The organism is Pseudomonas sp. CK-NBRI-02 (genome assembly GCF_008124495.1).
GTDB lineage: Bacteria > Pseudomonadota > Gammaproteobacteria > Pseudomonadales > Pseudomonadaceae > Aquipseudomonas > Aquipseudomonas guariconensis.
In genome coordinates this window covers 37,514-60,245 of sequence record NZ_VSJH01000027.1, presented here as the reverse complement: position 1 = coordinate 60,245, position 22,732 = coordinate 37,514, and the positions used below count along the sequence as shown (strand labels likewise).

Below are 22,732 nucleotides of genomic sequence, written 5' to 3'. Positions count from 1 at the left end.
GGGCATGAACGGCCTTTCGCTCAGACGCCTGGTCACGCGCCTCTTGATGCTGGCGGTGCTGATGTTCGCCTTTGGTTTTGCCCTGGTGCCCATCTACGACGTGATGTGCAAGGCCTTCGGCATCAATGGCAAGACCGGCGGGCAATACGAGGGCAGCCAGGTGAGTGACCCGTCGCGCACGGTGCGGGTGCAGTTCATGTCCACCAACGCCAGCGACATGGTCTGGGAATTCTATTCCACCGCCGATCAGCTGGAGGTCAATCCGGGCGCGGTCAACCAGATGATTTTCATCGCCCGCAACCCCACCGACCGGCCCATGAGTGCCCAAGCCATACCCAGCATCACCCCGGCCGAGGCCGCGGCGTATTTCCACAAGACCGAGTGCTTCTGCTTCACCCAGCAGGTGCTGCAACCCGGTGAGCGCATCGAGATGCCCGTGCGGTTCATCGTCGATCGCGACCTGCCGGCCAATGTGAAGCACCTGACACTGGCCTACACCTTGTTCGACATCACCGCTCGCCACCCACCGGTCGCTCATGTCGCGGCCCAGGACGTCCAGGGCGCCCGCTAAGGGAAGGAGAACAGCAATGGCAAGTCATGAGCACTATTACGTCCCGGCGCAGAGCAAGTGGCCGATCATCGCGACCATCGGGATGTTCATCACGGTGTTCGGCCTGGGGACCTGGTTCAACGATCTCAAGGCCGGACACCCCGAGTCCCATGGGCCACTGATCTTCTTCGTCGGCGCGCTGTTTCTGGCCTACATGCTGTTCGGCTGGTTCGGTGCGGTGGTCAAGGAAAGCCACGCCGGGCTCTATAGCGCGCAGATGGACCGCTCGTTCCGCTGGGGCATGAGCTGGTTCATCTTCTCGGAGGTGATGTTCTTCCTGGCGTTCTTCGGCGCGCTGTTCTACGTGCGAGTTCTGGCCGGCCCCTGGCTCGGCGGCGAGGGACACAAGGGCATCGCCCATATGCTGTGGCCAACGTTCGAGTTCGCCTGGCCGTTGTTGCATACACCGGATCCGAAGCTGTTTCCGCCACCGAAGGAAATCATCGATCCGTGGCACCTGCCGCTGATCAACACCATCTTGCTGGTGAGCTCCAGCGTGACCATCACCATCGCCCACCATGCCCTGCGCAAGAACCATCGTGGGCCGCTCAAGCTGTGGCTGGGGCTGACCATCCTGCTGGGCTTGTCGTTCCTGGCGTTGCAGGCCTTCGAGTACCACGAGGCGTATACCGAACTGGGCTTGACGCTGGGTTCAGGGATCTACGGCGCGACCTTCTTCATGCTCACCGGCTTCCACGGTGCCCACGTGACCTTGGGCACGCTGATCCTGATCGTGATGTTCTGCCGCGTGCTACGCGGGCATTTCGATCCGGACAAGCACTTTGGTTTCGAGGCGGCGAGCTGGTACTGGCACTTTGTCGATGTGGTGTGGGTCGGGTTGTTCATCTTCGTGTACGTGCTCTGAACTGAGGGCAACTGCCTTTAGAGAACTCCGACGGACCAGATGGGAGCGGGTGAAAACTTAGAAGGGGGCGTGGGAGACCAGTTGGCCGCTGATCAGGCCCCAGGCCACCAGGGCGATGGTCAAGGTGGCCAGGGTGACTCGCACGGTCAGGGCTTTGAGCAAGCGGGTCGAGTGTTCGTCGTCCTTGACCAGGAACACCAGCCCGCTGAACAGGCTGGCAATGGTGGCTAACAGCATCAGGACAATCGCGGCCTTGAGCATGGCGAAACTCCGGGGGGATGCGGTGATGAAATCAAGTATAGCGATCGACCTGCCGAGGACACGGTGAAGCCGTTTCGCCCAGGACTGGTACCAACCTTGGTGGTGCTCGCGCTGCTGCCGGGCCTGATCGCGCTCGGCTGTTGGCAACTGGGCCGTGCCGATGAAAAACGTGCACTGCTGGCAACCTTCGCCGAACGCAGGATCGAGGCGCCCCTGGCCGGCGGCCAACTGCCACAGGTGGCCAACCCGGCCTATCGTCGCGTGCACCTGTATGGCCGCTTCGATGGTGAACACAGCCTGCTGCTGGACAACAGCATTCGCGACGGCCGGGCGGGTGTGGAGGTGCTGCAACCGTTTCATGACCAGGCCAGCGGCCTGTGGCTGCTGGTCAACCGGGGCTGGCTGCCCTGGCCGGATCGTCGCGAGCCGGTCCGTTTCGAGACACCTGCCCAAGCCTTGGCGCTCGAGGCCTGGGTCTATGTCGCGCCGGGCGCCACCTTCCAGCTGCACCCAGACCCGGTCGGCGGCCAGTGGCCACATCTACTGACCGCCGTCGACCCTGCCCAACTGTGGCAACAGCTCGGCCGTGAGGGTTTTGCCCATGAACTGCGTCTGGAACACGGCCCGGCCAGCTACCGGCTGGACTGGCCGGTGGTCGCCTTGGGTCCGGAAAAACACCTGGGCTACGCCGTGCAGTGGTTCGCCCTGGCCACGGCGCTGGTGCTGCTTTACCTCTACTTCGGCTGGCATGACAAAAAGGAGAACCCCCATGGGCGGCGTAACGAGTCCACTGGACGTGCCTGAACGTGGCAAACCCAGAAGCCGCGGGCGTTTGCAGCTGATCCTGATCCTGTTGGTGGTGTTGGGCCCAATGATCCTGGCCACCAGCATGTACAAGCTGCAGTTCTGGGTGCCAGAGGGGCGCAGCTACCACGGCGAGATGATCGGCAACGGCCAAAGCCGCGCGGATATCGGCATCGATGCCCAAGAGGCACGCTGGCAATTGCTGGTCAGCGCCCCGGCTACCTGCATCGAGGATTGCCAGCGACTGGTCTATCTGGCCCGGCAGATCCAGATTGGCCTGGGCCGCGATGCAAGCCGCGCCAGCCATGGCCTGGCCGCCGCCCAGCCATTGCCCGGCGAATTCCAGGGCACGCTCGAGCGTGAATACCCGCAATTGCAACGTTACCCGCTGGATACCCAGCGTTATGGCCAGAAGGTCGATGTACCCGGTCCGCAGCTGTGGATTGTCGATCCCCACGGCAACCTGGTGCTGCGCTACGACGCCAAGGTCAACGGTAAACAGGTGCTCGACGACCTGCGCCATCTGCTCAAGCTGTCCAACATCGGCTAGGAGGCCGCCATGGCCAGACCCGGATACCGCCTTGCTGTGTGTGCCACCGTGCTGGCGCTGCTGGTCGTGCTGCTCGGTGCTTATACCCGCCTGACCCACGCTGGCCTGGGTTGTCCCGACTGGCCTGGCTGCTACGGCTTCATTGGCGTGCCCAAGACCGAAGCCCAACTGGCACACGCCGAGCTGCGCTTCCCGGACCATCCGGTGGAGGAGGCCAAGGGCTGGGCCGAGATGGTCCACCGCTACTTTGCCGGCACACTGGCGACGGTGATCGCGCTGCTGGCCTTCCAGGCGGTGCGCCGTCATGCCCGGGACGGCCAGCCGTACCGCCTGCCGGTTCTGTTGCTAGGAGTGGTGCTCGCCCAGGCGGCGTTCGGCATGTGGACGGTCACGCTCAAGCTATGGCCGCAGGTGGTCACTGCCCATTTGCTGGGCGGCTTCACCACGCTCAGTCTGCTGTTCCTGCTATCGCTGCGTCTATCTCGCGCGTTTGCGCCGTTGCCCAAGCTGCCTTTGAGTCTGCGTCGGGTGGCGGCGCTGGCGCTGCTGGTGGTGATCGGGCAGATCGCCTTGGGGGGCTGGGTCAGTGCCAACTATGCCGCGGTGGCCTGCATCGATCTGCCCACCTGCCACGGTCAATGGTGGCCGGCGGCGGACTTCAGCAACGGCTTTCACCTGACCCAGCACGTGGGGCCCAACTACCTCGGTGGACAACTGGACAGTGATGCCCGCACCGCCATTCACATCAGTCACCGGCTCGGCGCGCTGATGGTCGTTGCGGTGTTGCTGATGTTGAGCTGGAAGCTGCACCGCAACGGTCTCACCGGGCTGGCTCGTCTGGTGCTGCTGGTGCTGGGCGTGCAGGTCAGCCTGGGTATCAGCAACGTACTGTTCCATCTGCCGTTGGGGGTGGCCGTTGCGCACAACGCGGGCGGTGCTCTGTTGCTGCTGAGCATGGTGCTGGTGAATTACCGGATTCGCGTGGTGGACAAGGTCCGTGTTGGCCATGGCTGGCGACTCACACCGGTCACCAGTGCAGGTGGCACCGTGCACACGAGGGCTGACGCGTGGCGACGCTTCTGAGTGAGCGCCCGGCGCGAGCCGGGTGGCGCGACTACCTGGAGCTGACCAAGCCCAAGGTGGTGCTCCTGATGCTGATCACCTCGCTGGCGGGAATGTTCTTGGCCACCCGGGTCGGGGTGCCTTGGCCCATCCTGTTGTTCGGCAACCTAGGCATAGCCCTCTGCGCCGGGGGCGCGGCGGTGGTCAACCATGTGGTGGACCGGCGCATCGATGCACTGATGGCCCGTACCCACAAGCGACCGCTGGCTGACGGCCGGGTCGCGCCCTTGCCGGCGCTGGGCTTCGCACTGGCCTTGTCGCTGGCGGGTATGGCCGTGCTGCTGGTCTTCACCAACGCCCTCACCGCCTGGCTCACCCTCGCCTCGTTGCTGGGCTATGCGGTGATCTACACCGGGTTTCTCAAGCGCGCCACGCCGCAGAATATCGTCATCGGTGGCCTGGCGGGTGCAACGCCGCCGTTGCTGGGCTGGGTGGCGGTCAGTGGGCATGTGAGCGCCGAGCCGTTGCTGCTGGTGCTGATCATTTTCGCCTGGACCCCGCCGCACTTCTGGGCCCTGGCCATCCACCGCAAGCAGGAGTACGCCAAGGCGGACATCCCCATGCTGCCGGTGACCCACGGCGAGCGCTACACCAAGCTGCACATTCTGCTCTATACCCTGGTGCTGCTGGCGGTGAGCCTGCTGCCATACGTCATCCACATGAGCGGCCCGCTCTACTTGATCTGTGCCTTGGCCCTGGGCCTGCGCTTTCTCCACTGGGCCTGGGTGTTGTACCGTGGCACCAGGCCGCACGCTGCGATCAAGACCTTCAAGTACTCTATCGGGTACTTGTTCCTGCTGTTCATCGCACTGCTTTTGGACCACTACCTGTTGCCGAATCTATGACCCGAACCCAGAAAACCGTCTTCATCCTCGTCGCCGTCGTCGCCTTGATCCTCGGCCTGACCGTCAACAAGGTGCTCAATGGTCGCAGCGAGGCGAACCCGGCCGAGCTGATTGACGCCGGCATCATTCTGCTACCTCAGAGCCGCACCGTGCCGGACGTGACCATGACCGACCAGGACGGCCGGCCCGTGGCGCTGGATCAGCTCAAGGGCAAGTGGTCGCTGCTGTTCTTCGGCTACACCTACTGCCCCGACATCTGCCCGACTACCCTGGCCCAGTTGCGTCAGGTCAAGAGCGAGTTGCCCAAGGAGGCGCTGGAGCGCTTGCAAGTGGTGTTGGTGAGCGTGGACCCGAACCGGGACACACCGAACCAGCTCAAGCAGTACCTGGGCTATTTCGACAAGGACTTCGTGGGGTTGACGGGGTCGATCGAAGATACCCAGGCGCTGGCCAATGGGCTGAGCATTCCGTTCATTCCGGCTGATACCAGCAAGCCTGGATATACGGTCGATCACAGCGGCAACCTGGCGGTGGTCGGCCCGGATGGTCGCCAGCGTGGTTTCATCCGTGCGCCGATGAGCAACCAGAAGCTGGTGGCGCAGTTGCCAGGGTTGGTCAAGCGGGACTGAACCCGCGGCTGAAAAGCTTCGCGGGTAAACCCGCTCCCCCAGGTTCACCGCGGCGCTTTGGCCTGTGGCGTCTCTGTGGGAGCGGGTTTACCCGCGAAACATTCAGCGCGCAGACGGCTTAGAACGCCGGAATCACCGCACCTTTGTACTTCTCGGTGATGAACTGCTTCACCTCGGGCGAGTGCAGGGCGGCAGCCAGTTTCTTGATGGCGTCGGCGTCCTTGTTGTCCGGACGGGCAACCAGGATGTTCACGTAGGGCGAATCGCTGCCTTCGATGACCAGGGCGTCCTTCTCAGGATTGAGTTTGGCCTCCAGCGCGTAGTTGGTGTTGATCAGCGCCAGGTCGACCTGGGTCAGCACGCGTGGGATGGTGGCCGCCTCCAGCTCGCGGAACTTCAGGCCCTTGTCGTTGCCGGTGATGTCCTTGACGGTCGAGAGGATGTTCTTGTTGTCCTTGAGCTTGATCACACCGGCCTTGTCCAGCAGCAACAGGGCGCGGCCACCGTTGGTGGCATCGTTGGGGATGACCACCGTGGCGCCGGACGGCAGTTCGTCGAGCTTCTTGAGCTTGCTCGAGTAGGCGCCCAGCGGCTCCAGGTGTACGCCGGCGACGCTGACCAGATTCGTGCCTTTGGCCTTGTTGAACTCATCCAGGTACGGCTGGTGCTGGAAGAAGTTGGCGTCCAGGCGCTTTTCGGCCACTTGCACGTTCGGCTGGATGTAGTCGGTGAATTCCTTCACCTTCAGCTCCACCCCTTCCTTGGCCAGTTGCGGCTTCACGAAGTTGAGGATCTCGGCATGCGGAACCGGGGTGGCCGCGACGGTGAGGGACTCGGCGTTGGCCGAGAAGGCCGCGACAGCGGCGACGACAGCAAGCAGCTTCTTCATTGATCACTCCTTGTGAGGGCCGCGACGGCCCCCGAACGGGTCGGCCAGGCCGACCCCATTGGGGTTACTTACGGGAAAAATGCACGACCAGTTTGTCGCCGACACTTTGCAGAACTTGAACCAAGATCAGCAGCAGGATCACGGTGACCACCATCACATCGGTCTGGAAACGCTGGTAGCCGAAGCGGATGGCCAGGTCGCCCAGACCGCCGGCACCGACCACGCCGGCCATGGCGGTATAGGACACCAGGGTGATGGCAGTGACGGTGATGGCGGCGAAGATGCCTGGCCGGGCTTCGGGCAGCAGGGCATTGGTGATGATCTGGCGGGTGGTGGCGCCCATCGACTGGGTGGCCTCGATGATGCCGCGGTCTACTTCACGCAGGGCGGTTTCCACCAAGCGTGCGAAGAATGGCGTCGCACCCACCACCAGCGGCGGGATTGCACCGGCGACACCCAGCGAAGTGCCGGTGATCAGCACGGTGATCGGGATCATGACGATCAGCAGGATGATGAACGGCAGCGAGCGCAACACGTTGACCACCAGCGATAGCAGCGCATAAACGCCTTTTTGTTCGAACATCTGCCGCGGTCCGCAGAGGAACAGCAGCACGCCCAGGGGCAAGCCCAGCAGCACGGTGAAGAACAGCGAGCCGAACAACATGATCATGGTGTCGATGCTGGCCAGCCAGATTTCGGCCCAGTCGACGTTGGCGAAGAAATTAAGAGCGTCCATCAACGCAGTACCTCCATATGAACATCAGCAGCCTTGAAGCGGGCGAACGCCGCTTCCATGTCGCCGCCAGTGACGGCCAGCGTGAGCTGTCCATAGGGGACGTCCTTGATACGGTCGATACGTCCGGCCAGGATGCTGTAGTCAACGCCAGTCTCCCGGGCCACGGTGCCCAGAAGCGGTGCGTAGGTGGCATCGCCCTGGAAGGTCAGGCGCACGATACGCCCTGGTACGTGGGCGAAGTCATCGCGCTGCTCGCTTTCGTCCACCTGCTCATCTTCCTGGACGAAGCGCTTGGTGGTCGGGTGCTGCGGATGCAGGAACACATCGGCCACCGCGCCTTGCTCGACGATCTGCCCGGCATCCATCACTGCCACGCGGTCGCAGACCCGGCGGATCACGTCCATTTCGTGGGTGATCAGCACGATGGTCAGCTTCAGCTCACGGTTGATCTCGGCCAGCAACTGCAGCACCTGGGCCGTGGTTTGCGGATCCAGAGCGCTGGTGGCCTCGTCGCACAGGAGGATCTTGGGGTTGGTGGACAAGGCACGGGCGATACCCACGCGCTGCTTCTGGCCACCGGAAAGCTGGGCGGGGTACTTCTTGGCGTGGTCCGACAGCCCGACGCGAGCCAGCAGTTCGGTCACACGCTTGTCGATCTCGCTACGCGACAGCTCGCCAGCCAAGGTCAATGGCAGCGCGACGTTGTCGGCGACGGTCTTGGATGCCAGCAGGTTGAAGTGCTGGAAGATCATCCCGACCTGCTGGCGGAAGCGGCGCAGCTGGTTGGCGTCGAAGGCGGTGACATCTTCGCCGTCGACGATGATCTTGCCGCCGCTTGGGGCCTCCAGGCGGTTGATCAGGCGCAGCAAGGTGCTCTTGCCGGCGCCGGAATGCCCGATCAGGCCGAACACCTGGCCATTTTCAATGGTCAGGCTGGTCGGGTTCAGGGCGGGGATATCCCTACCGGCGACGCGGTAGGTCTTGTGGACATGTTGAAACTCGATCACTGAGCGAACCTTGTGGGGCGCATGGAATTTGGGTCAGCGGTTAGCCGGGGTCGCGCATTTTAGCCTTTTCCCATAGTTGTTCTTAGCATTTATTTCGTCATCAACCAATCCGCTGGGCATAACGCGACAACCGGTAATCCGATTGAACGCTCACGGGGCGCCTCCAGTCACTACAGGAACGAGCCCGAACGGGGCGCCTGAAAGCCATGACGAGGAGAACCGACATGCCAAAGACTCCGGATTCGCCCAGGGACAGCCAGCTGGCCGGAACCCACACGCCTGACCGGGCCAACACCAACGCCAAGGTGCAAAGCCTGGAAAGCGTGCGCAGCGATGCCACCGGCCAGGCCCTGCGCACCAATCAAGGTGTGAAGATTGCCGACAACCAGAACACCCTCAAGGCCGGCGTGCGTGGGCCTTCGCTGCTCGAAGACTTCATCATGCGCGAGAAGATCACTCACTTCGACCATGAGCGGATCCCCGAGCGCATCGTCCATGCCCGTGGCACCGGTGCTCATGGCTACTTTCAGAGCTATGGCTGCCACGAGCAGTTGACCAAGGCAGGCTTCCTGCAGGATCCGCAGAAAATCACGCCTGTGTTCGTGCGGTTTTCCACTGTGCAGGGCCCGCGCGGCTCGGGTGACACCGTGCGCGACGTGCGCGGCTTTGCCGTCAAGTTCTACACCGACGAGGGCAACTTCGACCTGGTGGGGAACAACATGCCGGTGTTCTTCATCCAGGATGCGATCAAGTTCCCGGATTTCGTCCATGCGGTGAAACCCGAACCGCACAACGAAGTTCCCACCGGGGCGTCGGCCCACGACACCTTCTGGGATTTCGTCTCACTGGTACCGGAATCGGCGCACATGGTCATGTGGGCGATGTCCGATCGGGCCATTCCGCGCAGCCTGCGCATGATGGAAGGCTTTGGCGTACACACCTTCCGCCTGATCAATGCCCAGGGCGAGGCCACATTCGTGAAGTTCCACTGGAAGCCGCGCCAGGGCGTGCACTCGGTGCTCTGGGACGAGGCGCAGAAACTTGGCGGCAAGGACCCGGACTTCCATCGCCGCGACCTGTGGGAGGCGATCGAGACCGGTGATTATCCCGAGTGGGAGCTGGGCGTGCAGATCGTGCCGGAGGCAGACGAGCACAATTTTGACTTCGACCTGCTCGACCCGACCAAGATCATTCCCGAAGAACTGGTGCCCGTGACGCCGCTGGGCAAGATGGTGCTCAACCGCAATCCGGACAACTTCTTCGCTGAAGTCGAGCAGATCGCCTTCTGTCCCGGGCATATCGTGCCGGGAATCGACTTCACCAACGACCCGTTGCTGCAGGGGCGTCTGTTCTCCTACACCGATACCCAGCTCAGCCGCCTGGGCGGGCCGAACTTCCATGAAATTCCGATCAACCGGCCGATCGTACCCAACCACAGCAGCCAGCGTGATGCCATGCACCGCATGACCATCGACAAGGGGCGTGCCTCCTATGAGCCCAATTCCATCGATGGCGGTTGGCCCAAGGAAACGCCGCCAGCACCCCATGGCGGTGGCTTCGAGAGTTATCAGGAGCGCATCGACGGGCACAAGATCCGTCAGCGTAGCGACTCTTTCAGCGACCATTTCTCCCAGGCGCGGTTGTTCTTCCAGAGCATGAGCCCGACCGAGCAGCAGCACATCATCAAGGCTTACAGCTTCGAGCTGGGCAAGGTCGAGCGCGAGGCGATCCGGGTGCGGGAGGTGAACGAGATCCTGGCCAACATCGACTTGGACCTCGCCGCAGCCGTGGCGACCAACCTCGGCTTGCCGGCGCCCAAGGCCGCAACGGTGCAGGTCAAGGGATCGACGCCAGCGCAATCACCGGCGCTGAGCCAGATGAACCACCCCGGCAGTGTGGGCATCAAGGGACGCAAGATTGCCTTGTTGGTGGCCGATGGGGTGGAAGGCGCCAGTGTCGATAGGCTGGTGAAGGCTTTCGAGGCCCAAAGCGCACGCGTGCTTGTTCTGGGGCCGACGTCGGCGCCGGTGACGACTGCCGAGGGCAAGGCGTTGGCGGTGGATGCCTCCATGGAGGGGATGCCATCGGTAATGATCGATGGATTATGGGTGCCGGCCGGCAAGGCGGCGCTGGAGGCGCTGGGGAAAAGTGGTTTGGCCAAGCATTATCTGCTTGAGGCCTACAAGCACCTCAAGCCCATGGGAATGGCCAGCGAGGGCAAGGCAATGCTCAATGCCTTGGGCTTGAACGAGGATGCAGGCTTGCTGCTGGGGGATGATCAGCAGGCGGTAGATGCCTTCGTGAATGCGCTGGAGCAACATCGGGTGTGGGCGCGGGAGGCGGTGGCCGAGGCAATTCCGGCGTAGGCCAGGCTGTGTTTAGCCAGTTCCCGCGCTGTGCGGAAGCTGGCCATGCCTGCGATTGGGGCGCAGCGCGCCCCGCAATGCTCAGGGCTGACGTGGGACCAGCACTACCTGCGCAGGCAGCGAGCGCTGGATTTCATGGCGCTGGTTCAGCTCGAAACCGCTATCGAGCTTGCGCACGCGCTTGTCGAGCAAGGTCTTGAGCCAGGGTGCATCGTCGGTGCGCGGCACCTGAAACACCACATCGCACTGGTAGTTCACCACATCGGCGGCGATGTCATCGAGCTGGCGGCGCATGGCGCGGATGTCGGTGGTCTTGAGCGCCACCACGGTGCTCGGCGCACTGGGGTCGATGACGCGGGCCTTGGGCTTGGCCTCGGCGGCCTTGAGCGCGGCCTCGGCCTTTTCAAGTTCGGCCTTGCGCGCCTGGGCCACGGCGTCGCCCCCCGTGACTGCCGGGGCCTGGGGCATCAGCGCGCGGGCACGGGCCAGCGCGGTCGCGGCAGCATTGACGTCGCCCTTCTGCAGCACGATCTGGCTGCGCTGCAGGTAGGCTTCGGCCAGTTGGCGTTGGTACTGCTCAAGGCGTGCGTCGTCTGGCGATTGTGCCTGCAACGCGGCCAACTGGTCTTCAGCGGTGGCCAGCTCATTGCTGGCAATGCTTTGTTGCAGCGCTTGCCAGGCATCGGTCTGGGCAGGCGCGTTCGACTGTTCAGACGGAGTGCTGGAGCAGGCCGCCAAGAACAGGGAAAAAACGGCAACAAGCAGAAAACGGGAGGCGAACGGCTTCATTCCTGCGACTCTCTATTTGCGCAAAAAGCGAGCAAGTCTACACCCTGGTGCGCACGCTCGAAAATAAGTCTTACAGACCCTTTACCTGACAAAAGGTTGCAGGATGCACCTGCGCGCATCCTTAAATTTTCAGCGCTTGGGCAACGCCAGGCTCAGCAAGAATAGCACCGCGGCGCACACCACGATCGACGGGCCGGCCGGGGTGTCCTTGAACCATGACATCGCCAGCCCGCCACAGACGGCGACCACGCCTAACAGGCTGGCGCCCAGGGCCATCTGCTCCGGTGAGCGGGCGTGACGCTGTGCCGCAGCGGCGGGAATGATCAGCAGCGAGGTGATCAGCAGTACACCGACGATCTTCATGGCCACGGCGATGACCACGGCAATCAACAGCATCAAGGCCAGGCGCAGGCTCGCCACCGGCAAGCCTTCGACCATCGCCAGTTCCTCATGTACGGTCACGGCCAGCAGCGGACGCCACAAGGCCGCGAGCAACAGCAGGACCACGACGCTGCCGCCCAGGATCCAGGCCAAGTCGGTGGGGCTGATGGCCAACAGATCGCCAAACAGGTAGGCCATCAGGTCGATGCGCACGTCGTGCATGAAACTCAGTGCCACCAGCCCCAGGGACAACGTACTCGGTGCCAGGATGCCGAGCAGGGTGTCGGAGGCCAGCGGCTGGCGTTGTTGCAGGGTGACCAGCAGGATCGCCAGCAATAGGCAGCCGACGGTCACCGCCAGGGCAGGGCTGACATCCAGCGCCAGGCCCAGGGCGACTCCAAGCAATGCCGCGTGGGACAGGGTATCGCCGAAATAAGCCATGCGCCGCCAGACGACGAACGATCCCAAGGGGCCGGCCACCAGGGCCAGGGACAAGCCTGCGAGCAGGGCGTAGAGAAGAAAATCAGCCATGCTTGCAGTGCTCTCCATGAACGTGGGCGCCAGGGGCGATCACCGAGCCGTGCAGGTCGTGGCGGTGATCGTGATGGTGATGGTAGATGGCCAGGCTCGGGGCGTTCTGGCCGAACAGTTCGACGAACGCCGGATCGCCGCTGACCTGCTCCGGATGCCCGGAACAACACACGTGGCGGTTCAGGCACACCACCTGGTCGGTGGTGCTCATGACCAGGTGCAGGTCGTGGGAGACCATCAGCACGCCGCAACCGTGGCGGTCGCGCAGGCGGGTTATCAAGCTGTACAGCTCGGCCTGGCCGGCCACATCCACGCCTTGCACGGGTTCATCGAGCACCAGCAACTCCGGTTCGCGTAGCAGCGCACGAGCCAGCAGCACACGCTGCATCTCGCCGCCGGAGATGGTCTGGATCGGGCTGTCGATCACCTGTTCGGCACCGACTTCCTGCAAGGCCGCTAGCGCCGCGGCGCGGTCCACTCCCGGTACCAGGCGCAGGAAGCGCAGCACCGACAGTGGCAGGGTGGGGTCGACCTGGATCTTTTGCGGCATGTAGCCGATACGCAGCCGAGGCTTGCGCCAGACCTTGCCACGGTGCGGTTTGAGCAGGCCGAGCACGGCGCGCACCAGCGTGGTCTTGCCGGCGCCGTTGGGGCCGATGAGGGTGACAATCTGGCGAGGCGCCACCGACAGGTCGATGCTGTCGAGCACCGATTCGCCGGCAAAGGTGACGCCGACCTGTTCGAGGCGGATCAACGCGTCGCTCATGCCTGCCCCCGGCAGCTGCCGCACAGGCCGACCACTTCGACGGTCTGCGTTTCGACGGTGAAGCCTACGCCCTTGGCGCTGGTGATGATGGCCTCGCTGATGCTTTGCTGTTCGAGCTCGATGGCCACATGGCAGGCGCGGCAGATCAGGAACTGGCCCTGATGCACGTGCTCGGGGTGGCTGCAGCCGATGAAGGCATTGAGCGAGGCGATGCGGTGGACCAGGCCGTTTTCCAAAAGAAAATCCAAGGCGCGGTACACGGTCGGCGGTGCAGCGCGGCGGCCGTCCTGTTCGCTCAGCACGGCCAGGATGTCGTAGGCACCCAGCGGCTTGTGGCTCTGCCAGACCAGTTCCAGCACCCGGCGGCGCAAGGCGGTCAGGCGCAGGCCCTGGCGTGTGCACAGGGCGTCGGCCTCGGCCAGTGCACTGTGCACGCAGTGGGAATGATCATGAGGACGGTTGGCCAGCGGCGTGATGGACATGGGTGGCGACGGTTCTGGACAGAGACGTTATTATGTTACCTCTTTCTGGCCCGCCGAGTACTCACCGTGTCCCGATTGCTTGCCCTTTTTGTCGCTTTCCTCGCCTTCTCGGCCCACGCCGAGGTGCGCGTGTTGACCAGTATCAAACCATTGCAGCAGATCGCCGCGGCGGTCCAGGACGGCGTTGGCAGCCCGGATGTGTTGCTGCCGCCGGGCGCTTCGCCGCATAACTATGCCTTGCGCCCTTCCGATGTGCGGCGCGTGGCCAATGCTGACCTTTTGTATTGGATCGGCCCGGACATGGAAAGCTTCCTGCCCCGGGTGATCAACGGCCGTACCAAGCCTAGCGTTGCGGTGCAGTCGCTCCAAGGCATGCACCTGCGCCATTTTGGCGAGGACAGCCATGCCCATGAGGATGACGGCGATGACCATGATCATGACCACCGCCCGGGCAGCCTGGATGCGCACTTGTGGCTGTCGTCGGCCAACGCGCGGGTGATCGCGGCGAAGATGGCCAGCGACCTGGCCGCCACCGATCCGACGAATGCCGCTCGTTACCAGGCCAACCTCAAGGCCTTCATCGACCGTCTGGATGCCTTGGACCTGCGCATCAAGGCCCGGGTAGCAGGTGTCGAAGGCAAGCCGTACTTCGTGTTCCATGAGGCTTTCGATTACTTCGAGGCGGCATATGGCCTCAAGCACACCGGTGTGTTCAATGTGGCCGCCGAGGTACAGCCGGGCGCGCAGCATGTCGCTGCCATGCGCAAACGCCTGCAGGAAGTGGGCAAGACCTGTGTGTTCAGTGAGCCGCCACTGCGCCCGCGCTTGGCCGAAACACTGACGGCTGGTCTGCCGGTGCGTCTGGCCGAGCTCGATGCCTTGGGAGGGAACGATCCTGTGGATGCCAAAGGCTATGAGCGGTTGCTGGAGAAGCTGGGCAATGAGCTGACGGGGTGCCTGGAGCAGCTGTGAATCGATGGAGGCGTTTTCGCGGGAAAACCCGCTCCTACAGGGATAGCGCCACCTTTCAAGGCTGGCGCTGATGCTGTTGGGAGCGGGCTAACCCGCGAAGAAGCAGACGAGGTCAGAGGGCGAACGGCAGTCCCAGTGCCACTTGCTGACGGTGCGCCAGGCGCACCTCGAACTCGCTCGGGTCGTGGATCATCACGTCCATTCCGGCAAACGCCTGGGCCGCGATCAGGCGCGACAGCCAGAACCGCACGCATGCCACGCGCAACATGACCGGCCACAACTCGGCTTCGGCAGCGGTGAACGGACGCAGTGCAGCATAGGCGGCCAGCAGCGCTTGGGCGCGTGGCACATCGATGCCTCCGGCTTCATCCAGGCACCAGTCGTTCACGGTGATGGCGATGTCATACAGCATCGGCCCCGAACAGGCGTTGTAGAAGTCGATCACGCCGGTCAGGTGCGTGCCTTCGAACATCACGTTGTCGCGGAACAGGTCGGCGTGCAGGTTGGCCCGTGGCAAGGCCAGGATCTGCGCTTTGTGCGCGTCGATCTCGTTCAGCGCAGCCTGCAGCATCTGGCCCTGCCCGGTATCCAGGCCTGGCATCAGCTCGGCCCCGGCCTCGAGCATCCAGATCAGGCCGCGGTCGGTGCGACGCTCGATGATGTGCTCGCGGGTGGCCAGGTGGATATGCGCCAGCAACTCGCCGACCTGGGCGCAGTGCTGGTTGTTCGGCGCCTTGATGTGCTTGCCCGACAGCCGTGGCTGCAGCAGCGCGGGCTTGCCGCACAGTTCGCGCAGGGCATTGCCGTCGCGGTCGCGCAGGGCGTAGGGCACTGGCATGTCGGCATCGTGCAGCACATCGAGCAATTCGATGAAGAACGGCATGTCCTCGGCTGGCCCGCGCTCGATCAGCGTCAGGACGAATTCCCCCTGCTCCAGGCTGACGAAGAAATTGCTGTTCTCGGTGCCGGCGGCGATGCCCTGGAAGTCGAGCAAGCGGCCCAGCTCATACGGCGCCAGAAAGGTTTCCAGCTCAGGCCGGGTCACAGGGGTGAAGACTGACATGATGAAAAGAAGCCCATGCGGGCACTTCCACCCGGAAGTGCCTGGTTGATGTGAACGATACGCCTCAGATTACCACTCGAAGATCTTCCAGGACGGAATCAGCATGTCCGGCTGGTCGGATCGAATGAAGTTACCTTCGGAGCCATCGGCGCGTACCAGGAAATAAGGCTTGCCGTGCTTGGGCGTCACCTTGATCGCATACAGGAAACCGTTCTGCCGGTACTCCTGGATGGTTTTGTCGCCTTCCGTGCGAATGGTTACATCGGGATCTGCCGATGGGGCGTCTTCCGCCGCCAGGGTGACGACTGGCATGGTGGCCAACAGACCGAGCAGTAACAGGCGATTGAGTGTACGCATGATAACCTTGTCCCTTTGTCGTCAATTGTTCCCGCTATTCTAGCGCCGGACCTGCCGAAAAGGTTGATTCTCCTCATGAGCCAAGCGCCCCTCGTCCTGGTGGACGGTTCCTCCTACCTCTACCGCGCCTTTCATGCGCTGCCGCCGCTGACCACCTCAAAGGGCATGCCCACGGGTGCGGTCAAGGGTGTGCTGAACATGCTCAAGAGCCTGCGCAAGCAGTATCCGGACAGCCTCTTCGCGGTGGTCTTCGACGCCAAGGGAGGCACGTTCCGCGATGCCATGTTCGCCGAATACAAGGCCAATCGCCCGAGCATGCCTGATGATCTGCGGGTGCAGATCGAGCCGCTGCATGCCAGCGTCAGGGCCTTGGGCTATCCCCTGCTGTGTGTCGAAGGTGTCGAAGCCGACGATGTCATCGGCACCCTGGCGCGCAGCAGCGCGGCCTTGAATCGGCCAGTGATCATCTCGACCGGCGACAAGGACATGGCGCAATTGGTGGACGGGCACATTACGCTGGTCAATACCATGACCGGTAGCGTGCTGGACGTCGCTGGCGTGCACGAGAAATTCGGTGTCGGTCCCGAGCACATCATCGACTTCCTCGCGCTGATGGGCGACAAGGTCGATAACATCCCCGGTGTGCCGGGGGTTGGCGAAAAGACCGCGGTCGGCTTGCTGACGGGTATCGGTGGCGGCCTGAGCGACTTGTACGCCAATCTCGACAAGGTACCGGGGCTGCCGATTCGTGGCGCCAAGGGCCTGCCGGCCAAGCTCGAGGAGCACCGCGAGGCGGCGTTCCTGTCCTACGAGTTGGCGACCATCAAGGTCGATGTGCCGCTGGACATCGAAGTCGAGGCGCTGGTGTGCGGCGAGCCGGACCGTGACGCATTGCTGGCGCTCTATACCGAGATGGAGTTCAAGAGCTGGATCGCCGAGGTTCAGCGCGATGCGGCCCAGGTCGGTGACGTGGTCGCACCGCCCCCTGCGTCGCAGGCCAAGATCGAGCCCAAGTACGAAACCATTCTCGACCAGGCGCGCTTCGACGTCTGGCTCGACAAGCTGCGCCAGGCGCCGTTGTTCGCCTTCGACACCGAGACCACCAGCCTGGACGCACAGCAGGCGAAGCTGGTCGGCCTGTCGTTCGCGGTCGAGCCGCATGAGGCTGCCTATGTGCCGCTGGCCCATGACTACGAGGGCGCTCCGACGCAACTGGACCGCGACAGCGTATTGTTGGCGCTCAAGCCGCTGCTGGAAGACCCGGCCAAGGGCAAGATCGGTCAGAACGCCAAGTACGACATCAATATCCTGGCCAACTGTGCCCTGGGCGGCGACCCGGCGCAGGGCATCCAGATGCGCGGCGTGACCTACGACACCATGCTCGAATCCTACGTGCTGGATTCGACCGCCACCCGCCACGACATGGACAGCCTGGCGCTCAAGTACCTGGATCACAGCACCATCGCGTTCGAGGACATTGCCGGTAAAGGCGCAAAGCAGCTGACCTTCAACCAGATCCCGCTGGAAAAGGCCGGCCCTTACGCGGCCGAGGACGCCGATATCACCCTGCGCCTGCACCACGCCCTGCAGGAGCGTCTGGCCAAGACCCCCAGCGTGCAGCCGGTTTTGATGGACATCGAGATGCCTCTGGTGCCGGTGCTGGCCAAGATCGAACGCCAAGGGGCATTGGTCGATGCCGAGCTGCTCAAGGTGCAGAGCGGTGAGCTGGGCGTGAAGATGGCCGAGCTCGAGCGTGAAGCCTTCGCGCTTGCAGGCGAGGAATTCAACCTGGGCTCGCCCAAGCAGTTGGGTGTGATTCTCTACGACAAGCTGGGCATGCCGGTGCTGAGCAAGACCGCCAAGGGCCAGCCCTCCACGGCCGAAGCGGTGCTGGCTGAACTGGCCGAGCAGGATTACCCACTGCCTACGGTACTGATGGAATACCGTTCCCTGAGCAAGCTCAAGAGCACCTATACCGACAAGCTGCCAGAGCAGATCAACCCGCGCACCGGCCGGATCCACACCTCCTACCAGCAGGCTGTGGCCGCCACCGGGCGCCTGTCGTCCAGCGACCCGAACCTGCAGAACATTCCGGTGCGCACTGCCGAAGGCCGGCGGATTCGTCAGGCGTTCGTCGCCAGCCCCGGCTACAAGCTGCTGGCGGCCGACTATTCACAGATCGAACTGCGCATCATGGCCCATCTGGCCAAGGACGAAGGGCTGCTGCATGCCTTCCGCAACGACCTGGACGTGCACCGGGCTACCGCCGCGGAGGTTTTCGGCGTGCCGCTGGAGCAAGTCACCAACGACCAGCGTCGAAGTGCCAAGGCCATCAACTTTGGCCTGATCTACGGCATGAGCGCTTTTGGCCTGGCCAAGCAGATCGGTGTCGATCGCAAGCAGTCCCAGGACTATATCGACCGCTATTTCGCCCGCTACCCTGGCGTATTGGCCTACATGGAGCGCACTCGCGCCCAGGCCGCCGAGCAGGGCTTCGTCGAAACCTTGTTCGGTCGCCGCCTGTATTTGCCGGACATCAACGCGAAGAACCCGGCGCTGCGCAAGGGTGCCGAGCGCACCGCGATCAACGCGCCGATGCAGGGCACCGCGGCGGACATCATCAAGCGCGCCATGGTGGCTGTGGATAACTGGCTGACCGATAGCGGCCTGGATGCACGTGTGATCCTGCAGGTCCACGATGAACTGGTGCTGGAGGTGCGTGAGGACTTGGTCGAACAGGTACGGGAGCAGATCCGTCCCTACATGAGCAATGCCGCGCAGCTGGATGTGCCGCTGCTGGTGGAAGTGGGCATTGGCTCGAATTGGGACGAAGCTCACTGAATCGAGCAGGGCAAGCAGGATAGGATGTGTGGCGAGAGTCGTGGATCCATTGTCGGTTCAGCGCTGGCGGTTCTGAGGTTTCATGAAACTATCGCAAATAGTTTTCAGGGCCTTGGAACTAAACCGGTGAAGCGGGACTCAAAGTAACTGAATGGCTGGTGAAGCCTTTCGATGCTCCTATGTTGTGTTAAGTGTTGGCAGATACCCGGACCCCGCCCTAGCGGTCCGGACTTGAACCCCGAACTTCCCCCTCCCCATACGAAGTCCGGGGTTTTTTTTGCCTGGAATTTGGCGACCAACTTGCGCCTGGCGCTGTGGGAGCGGCTTTACCCGCCATCGGGTATCAAGCGTACGCTCCCACCGGACACGGCCTTGTCCTCAGGCGGGCTTGTTTTCCAGCTCCATCCACTCGGCCAACACGCCGTAGGCTTCCTCGAGCCCGAGGCGCTTGGGGGCCGAGAACAACTGGATGGTCACCCCATCGCCCCAGCCCTTGCGGATTTCCGACTGCACCTTGAGCAGCGTGTTCTTGGCCGCGCCAAAGGTGAGCTTGTCGGCCTTGGTGAGCAGGATGTGCATTGGCATGGCGCTGGCCTTGGACCAGTCGAGCATCATCTTGTCGAAATCAGTCATCGGGTGACGCACATCCATCAGCAGGATCACTCCGCGCAGGCACTCACGGCTGCCCAGGTAGGCTTCCAAGTGATGCTGCCAGTGCTGCTTGAGTGGGATCGGGACTTTTGCATATCCGTAGCCTGGCAGGTCGACCAAACGCCGTTCATCGTCCAGACTGAAGAAATTCAACAGTTGGGTGCGCCCGGGGGTCTTGGAGGTACGCGCCAGGCTGGCATGGGTCAGGGTATTGAGGGCGCTGGATTTGCCGGCGTTGGAACGACCGGCGAAAGCCACCTCGTAACCCTGGTCTTGAGGGCATTGTTCGACCTTGGCGGCGCTAAGGGCGAATTTGGCTTTCTGGCAGAGGCCGAGGATGGGGTTTTTGACTTGCATGGGATATCCGATATGGGTGTTGCCAAGGCCAGCCATTCAGGCGCCGGGCGCGGCAAGCTGTGTCGTTTCCGTTTGGATGGCGGAAGTATATAATGCCCCAGTTTTTGTGTGCGCATTATCCCGGCGTAGGATGATGTGCATGGGGTGTCGAACAATAGCTCGCGCATTAGAACGCAGCGCGGCCCCCAACCCTGAAAGGTCGTTGCGCATGGCGAAATGGCTGCTTGCTGTCGGTATGTTCCTGCCGTTTTTAAGCGCTCAGGCTACACAGGATCCCGAGGCGTTGTACAACCGCACGTGTGCGGCCTGTCATGCCGGGCAATTGCCACAGGCCCCCCAGCGGGGTGATCGGGCAGCGTGGAATCCGAGGCTTGCGCAAGGTATGGACGTATTGGTGGCGCATGTTACCCAGGGTTTCAAGGCTATGCCGCCGCGTGGATTGTGCATGGACTGCAGTACCGAGGACTACCGGTCTGTCATCCTCTGGATGAGCGACAGTCCCGATACATAACATTTCACCCCTAGCCGTGTTGGATTAGCTGATGAACAAACTATTCGTGAGTCTGCTGTTGACCATGGGTGTCGCAGGTGCGGCCAATGCTGCGGAACCCATCAAAGGCGATGCTGCTGCCGGTCAGGCCAAGACAGCCGTCTGTGGAGCCTGCCACAACCCTGACGGCAACAGCCTGGCGCCGAACTTCCCCAAACTTGCCGGCCAAGGCCAGCGCTATCTCGAAAAACAGCTGCACGATATCAAGTCCGGCAAGCGTACCGTGCTGGAGATGACCGGCATGCTGACCAACTTCAACGATCAGGACCTGGCCGATATCGCCGCCTACTTCTCAAGCCAGAAGGGCAGTGTCGGTGCGGCTGATCCCAAGCTGGTCGAGCGTGGCCGCGCGCTGTTCAACGGTGGCGACCTGGAGAAAGGCATGCCGGCCTGCACCGGTTGCCATTCGCCCAATGGCGCAGGCATCGCCCTGGCGGGCTTCCCGCACTTGGGGGGCCAGCACGCCCAGTACGTGGCCAAGCAGCTCACCGACTTCCGCGAAGGCAACCGCACCAATGACGGTGATGCCATGACCATGCGTTCGATCGCAGGCAAGCTGAGCAACAAGGACATCGAGGCCTTGGCCAGTTACATCCAGGGCTTGCACTGAACCCTGTAGGCCCTCGCAGGCCCTGCGCATTAACGTTCGGTTAATGCTGCCTGGCAAAGATGAAAGGGCGGCCTGGACCGCCCTTTTTTCTGTCCATAGCCGTTACACTACAGAACCCGAGCCCTTCCCGACCGGTCTTAGCTACCGGTCGCGTCGAGGCGACCAATGACTGCTCAGGAGTAAAGCATGCGTAAACTGATTCTCAGCGCTGCGCTGGTCGCCGCCAGCGTATTCGGAGTGACCGCCGTACAGGCCGCGGAGCCTGTCGAAGGTCAGCAGTATTTCGAGCTGAGCAACCCCGTTCCTGTTTCCGTCCCGGGCAAGATCGAAGTCGTCGAATTGTTCTGGTACGGCTGCCCGCACTGCTACCACTTCGAACCGACCATCAATCCATGGGCTGAGAAACTGCCGGCCGACGTCAACTTCAAGCGCGTGCCCGCCATGTTCGGCGGCCCCTGGGATGCCCACGGTCAGATGTTCCTGACCCTCGAGGCCATGGGCGTCGAGCACAACGTCCATGCCGCGGTCTTCGATGCCATCCAGAACAAGCGCATGCGCCTGACCAAGCCTGAAGAAATGGCCGACTTCCTCGCCACCCAGGGCGTGGATAAAGACAAGTTCCTCGCCACCTTCAACTCGTTCGCCATCAAGGGCCAGGTGCAGCAGGCCAAGGACCTGGCGAAGAAGTACGAAATCACTGGCGTGCCGAGCATGGTCGTCAACGGCAAGTACCGCTTCGACCTGGGTACCGCCGGCGGGCCGGAAGGCGTGCTGGATGTCGCCGACCAGCTGATCGCCAAGGAGCGCGCCGCTAAATAAGCGGCGTTGCCCATGAGCCGCTTTCGCTCCACACGCCTGGTTGGCCTGCGGCAACCGCAGGTCAACGAGCATCACCTGCAGGCATCAGGCTTGCCGGCGGATGGGCGACTGCGCCTGCTCAGCTTCAATATCCAGGTCGGTATCAGCACCGAGCGCTATCGGCACTACCTGACCCGCAGCTGGCAGCACCTGTTGCCGCACAATGGGCGGGCCGGCAACCTGCAGCGGATCGGCGAACTGCTCGGTGACTTCGATCTGGTGGCCTTGCAGGAAGCCGATGGCGGCAGCCTGCGCTCGGGTTACATCAATCAGGTCGAACATCTGGCCCAGCTCGGGGCATTTCCGTACTGGTACCAGCAGCTCAACCGCAACCTCGGGCGTTTCGCCCAGCACAGCAACGGCGTGCTCAGCCGCCTCAAGCCACAGCATCTCGAAGATCACCCCCTGCCTGGCCCAGCCGGTCGAGGTGCGATCCTGGTACGTTTTGGCGAAGGCGAAGACGCCCTGATCGTGGTGATGATGCACCTGGCGCTCGGCGCCAAGACACGGGCCCGGCAATTGGCGTATGTCCGCGAGTTGATCGGCGGCTACCGCCATCAGGTGCTCATGGGCGACATGAACACCCATGCCAATGACCTGCTCGAGCATTCGCCCCTTCGCGATCTGGGCCTCATCGCGCCGCAGGTCGAGGCCACCTTTCCCAGCTGGCGCCCCCAGCGCTGTCTGGATCACATCCTGCTCAGCCCGAGCCTGACCCTGGAACGGGTCGAGGTGCTGGCCCAGCCAATTTCCGACCACCTTCCGGTTGCCGTCGAGATTCGTTTGCCTGATGCACTGACTGTGGATACGCTGCCGGCTTTGGGCTGATTGCTATCACCG

The 22,732-nt window shown here is 62.8% G+C and carries 25 protein-coding genes; 14 read left to right on the top strand and 11 right to left on the bottom strand.

What is annotated here, in order from left to right:
* Nucleotides 1-4: 4 nt before the first annotated feature.
* Together DQ397_RS16980 and DQ397_RS16975 are read left to right on the top strand one after the other, a co-directional pair.
* Nucleotides 5-571 carry a cytochrome c oxidase assembly protein gene (locus DQ397_RS16980; protein WP_043207680.1) on the top strand — a complete coding sequence of 189 codons (567 nt, stop codon included), beginning with the start codon at nt 5-7 and terminating at the stop codon, nt 569-571.
* A 16-nt stretch (nt 572-587) separates the two neighbouring features.
* A complete protein-coding gene (locus DQ397_RS16975; RefSeq protein ID WP_043207681.1) occupies nt 588-1,475 on the top strand; it encodes a cytochrome c oxidase subunit 3 in 888 nt (295 codons plus the stop codon).
* 57 nt (nt 1,476-1,532) lie between these two features.
* Here the strand turns inward: DQ397_RS16975 and DQ397_RS16970 are convergent, their stop codons facing one another.
* Nucleotides 1,533-1,736 carry a twin transmembrane helix small protein gene (locus DQ397_RS16970; protein WP_043207682.1) on the bottom strand — a complete coding sequence of 68 codons (204 nt, stop codon included), beginning with the start codon at nt 1,734-1,736 and terminating at the stop codon, nt 1,533-1,535.
* 63 nt (nt 1,737-1,799) lie between these two features.
* Here DQ397_RS16970 and DQ397_RS16965 point away from each other — a divergent pair, with 63 nt between their 5' ends.
* From DQ397_RS16965 to DQ397_RS16945, 5 genes are read left to right on the top strand one after another with little or no spacing between them, the layout of a single operon-like run.
* Entirely contained in the window at nt 1,800-2,540 is a 741-nt protein-coding gene (locus DQ397_RS16965) for an SURF1 family protein (RefSeq protein ID WP_043207683.1), read from the top strand.
* Entirely contained in the window at nt 2,506-3,090 is a 585-nt protein-coding gene (locus tag DQ397_RS16960) for a hypothetical protein (protein ID WP_043207685.1), read from the top strand. Before DQ397_RS16965 ends, DQ397_RS16960 begins: the two co-directional genes overlap by 35 nt.
* A gap of 9 nt (nt 3,091-3,099) precedes the next feature.
* Nucleotides 3,100-4,173, top strand: a complete 1,074-nt coding sequence (locus DQ397_RS16955; RefSeq protein ID WP_043207687.1) for a heme A synthase — start codon at nt 3,100-3,102, stop codon at nt 4,171-4,173.
* Complete coding sequence (gene cyoE, locus DQ397_RS16950) at nt 4,158-5,057, top strand: heme o synthase (RefSeq protein ID WP_043207689.1); 900 nt, start codon at nt 4,158-4,160, stop codon at nt 5,055-5,057. The genes DQ397_RS16955 and cyoE overlap by 16 nt, the downstream gene beginning before the upstream one ends.
* On the top strand, nt 5,054-5,686 hold the full coding sequence (locus DQ397_RS16945) for an SCO family protein (protein WP_043207692.1): 633 nt from the start codon (nt 5,054-5,056) through the stop codon (nt 5,684-5,686). The genes cyoE and DQ397_RS16945 overlap by 4 nt, the downstream gene beginning before the upstream one ends.
* A gap of 118 nt (nt 5,687-5,804) precedes the next feature.
* Here DQ397_RS16945 and DQ397_RS16940 read toward each other — a convergent pair whose 3' ends face one another.
* The 3 genes from DQ397_RS16940 to DQ397_RS16930 form a co-directional block, all read right to left on the bottom strand.
* Entirely contained in the window at nt 5,805-6,575 is a 771-nt protein-coding gene (locus tag DQ397_RS16940; protein ID WP_043207694.1) for a MetQ/NlpA family ABC transporter substrate-binding protein, read from the bottom strand.
* Nucleotides 6,576-6,639: 64 nt separating this feature from the next.
* A complete protein-coding gene (locus tag DQ397_RS16935; protein WP_043207697.1) occupies nt 6,640-7,311 on the bottom strand; it encodes a methionine ABC transporter permease in 672 nt (223 codons plus the stop codon).
* The gene (locus tag DQ397_RS16930) at nt 7,311-8,318 is read right to left on the bottom strand and encodes a methionine ABC transporter ATP-binding protein (RefSeq protein WP_043207700.1); all 1,008 of its coding nucleotides are present in this window, start codon (nt 8,316-8,318) and stop codon (nt 7,311-7,313) included. Before DQ397_RS16930 ends, DQ397_RS16935 begins: the two co-directional genes overlap by 1 nt.
* A 206-nt stretch (nt 8,319-8,524) precedes the next feature.
* Between DQ397_RS16930 and katE the strand changes: the two genes are divergently transcribed.
* Nucleotides 8,525-10,684, top strand: coding sequence for a catalase HPII (gene katE, locus DQ397_RS16925; RefSeq protein WP_080642058.1), 2,160 nt, complete (start codon nt 8,525-8,527; stop codon nt 10,682-10,684).
* Nucleotides 10,685-10,765: 81 nt separating this feature from the next.
* Here katE and DQ397_RS16920 read toward each other — a convergent pair whose 3' ends face one another.
* The 4 genes from DQ397_RS16920 to zur form a co-directional block, all read right to left on the bottom strand.
* Nucleotides 10,766-11,473 carry a PA5502 family lipoprotein gene (locus tag DQ397_RS16920; protein ID WP_043207705.1) on the bottom strand — a complete coding sequence of 236 codons (708 nt, stop codon included), beginning with the start codon at nt 11,471-11,473 and terminating at the stop codon, nt 10,766-10,768.
* Between the two features lie 129 nt (nt 11,474-11,602).
* Nucleotides 11,603-12,385, bottom strand: coding sequence for a zinc ABC transporter permease subunit ZnuB (gene znuB, locus DQ397_RS16915; protein WP_043207707.1), 783 nt, complete (start codon nt 12,383-12,385; stop codon nt 11,603-11,605).
* Nucleotides 12,378-13,151, bottom strand: coding sequence for a zinc ABC transporter ATP-binding protein ZnuC (gene znuC / locus DQ397_RS16910; protein WP_043207710.1), 774 nt, complete (start codon nt 13,149-13,151; stop codon nt 12,378-12,380). Before znuC ends, znuB begins: the two co-directional genes overlap by 8 nt.
* Nucleotides 13,148-13,633 carry a zinc uptake transcriptional repressor Zur gene (zur, locus tag DQ397_RS16905; RefSeq protein WP_043207713.1) on the bottom strand — a complete coding sequence of 162 codons (486 nt, stop codon included), beginning with the start codon at nt 13,631-13,633 and terminating at the stop codon, nt 13,148-13,150. The genes znuC and zur overlap by 4 nt, the downstream gene beginning before the upstream one ends.
* Nucleotides 13,634-13,699: 66 nt before the next feature.
* Here zur and DQ397_RS16900 point away from each other — a divergent pair, with 66 nt between their 5' ends.
* Entirely contained in the window at nt 13,700-14,605 is a 906-nt protein-coding gene (locus DQ397_RS16900) for a zinc ABC transporter substrate-binding protein ZnuA (protein ID WP_043207716.1), read from the top strand.
* A 112-nt stretch (nt 14,606-14,717) separates the two neighbouring features.
* On the opposite strand, the gene DQ397_RS16895 is transcribed toward DQ397_RS16900, so the two are convergent.
* Nucleotides 14,718-15,668, bottom strand: coding sequence for a homoserine kinase (locus DQ397_RS16895; RefSeq protein WP_043207718.1), 951 nt, complete (start codon nt 15,666-15,668; stop codon nt 14,718-14,720).
* A 69-nt stretch (nt 15,669-15,737) separates the two neighbouring features.
* On the bottom strand, nt 15,738-16,025 hold the full coding sequence (locus tag DQ397_RS16890) for a DUF2782 domain-containing protein (protein ID WP_043207720.1): 288 nt from the start codon (nt 16,023-16,025) through the stop codon (nt 15,738-15,740).
* A 75-nt stretch (nt 16,026-16,100) separates the two neighbouring features.
* On the opposite strand from DQ397_RS16890, the gene polA reads away from it, so the two are divergent.
* Nucleotides 16,101-18,866: a DNA polymerase I gene (gene polA, locus DQ397_RS16885; protein WP_043207722.1), complete on the top strand. Its 2,766-nt coding sequence runs from the start codon at nt 16,101-16,103 to the stop codon at nt 18,864-18,866.
* 378 nt (nt 18,867-19,244) lie between these two features.
* Here the strand turns inward: polA and yihA are convergent, their stop codons facing one another.
* A complete protein-coding gene (gene yihA / locus DQ397_RS16880) occupies nt 19,245-19,874 on the bottom strand; it encodes a ribosome biogenesis GTP-binding protein YihA/YsxC (protein WP_043207795.1) in 630 nt (209 codons plus the stop codon).
* A 208-nt stretch (nt 19,875-20,082) separates the two neighbouring features.
* On the opposite strand from yihA, the gene DQ397_RS16875 reads away from it, so the two are divergent.
* The 4 genes from DQ397_RS16875 (at nt 20,083) to DQ397_RS16860 (ending at nt 22,720) form a co-directional block, all read left to right on the top strand.
* On the top strand, nt 20,083-20,385 hold the full coding sequence (locus tag DQ397_RS16875) for a cytochrome c5 family protein (RefSeq protein WP_043207724.1): 303 nt from the start codon (nt 20,083-20,085) through the stop codon (nt 20,383-20,385).
* A 31-nt stretch (nt 20,386-20,416) separates the two neighbouring features.
* Nucleotides 20,417-21,034, top strand: a complete 618-nt coding sequence (locus DQ397_RS16870) for a cytochrome c (RefSeq protein ID WP_043207726.1) — start codon at nt 20,417-20,419, stop codon at nt 21,032-21,034.
* Between the two features lie 186 nt (nt 21,035-21,220).
* On the top strand, nt 21,221-21,853 hold the full coding sequence (gene dsbA / locus DQ397_RS16865; protein ID WP_043207728.1) for a thiol:disulfide interchange protein DsbA: 633 nt from the start codon (nt 21,221-21,223) through the stop codon (nt 21,851-21,853).
* A 12-nt stretch (nt 21,854-21,865) separates the two neighbouring features.
* Nucleotides 21,866-22,720 carry an endonuclease/exonuclease/phosphatase family protein gene (locus DQ397_RS16860; RefSeq protein WP_043207730.1) on the top strand — a complete coding sequence of 285 codons (855 nt, stop codon included), beginning with the start codon at nt 21,866-21,868 and terminating at the stop codon, nt 22,718-22,720.
* Nucleotides 22,721-22,732: the final 12 nt, after the last annotated feature.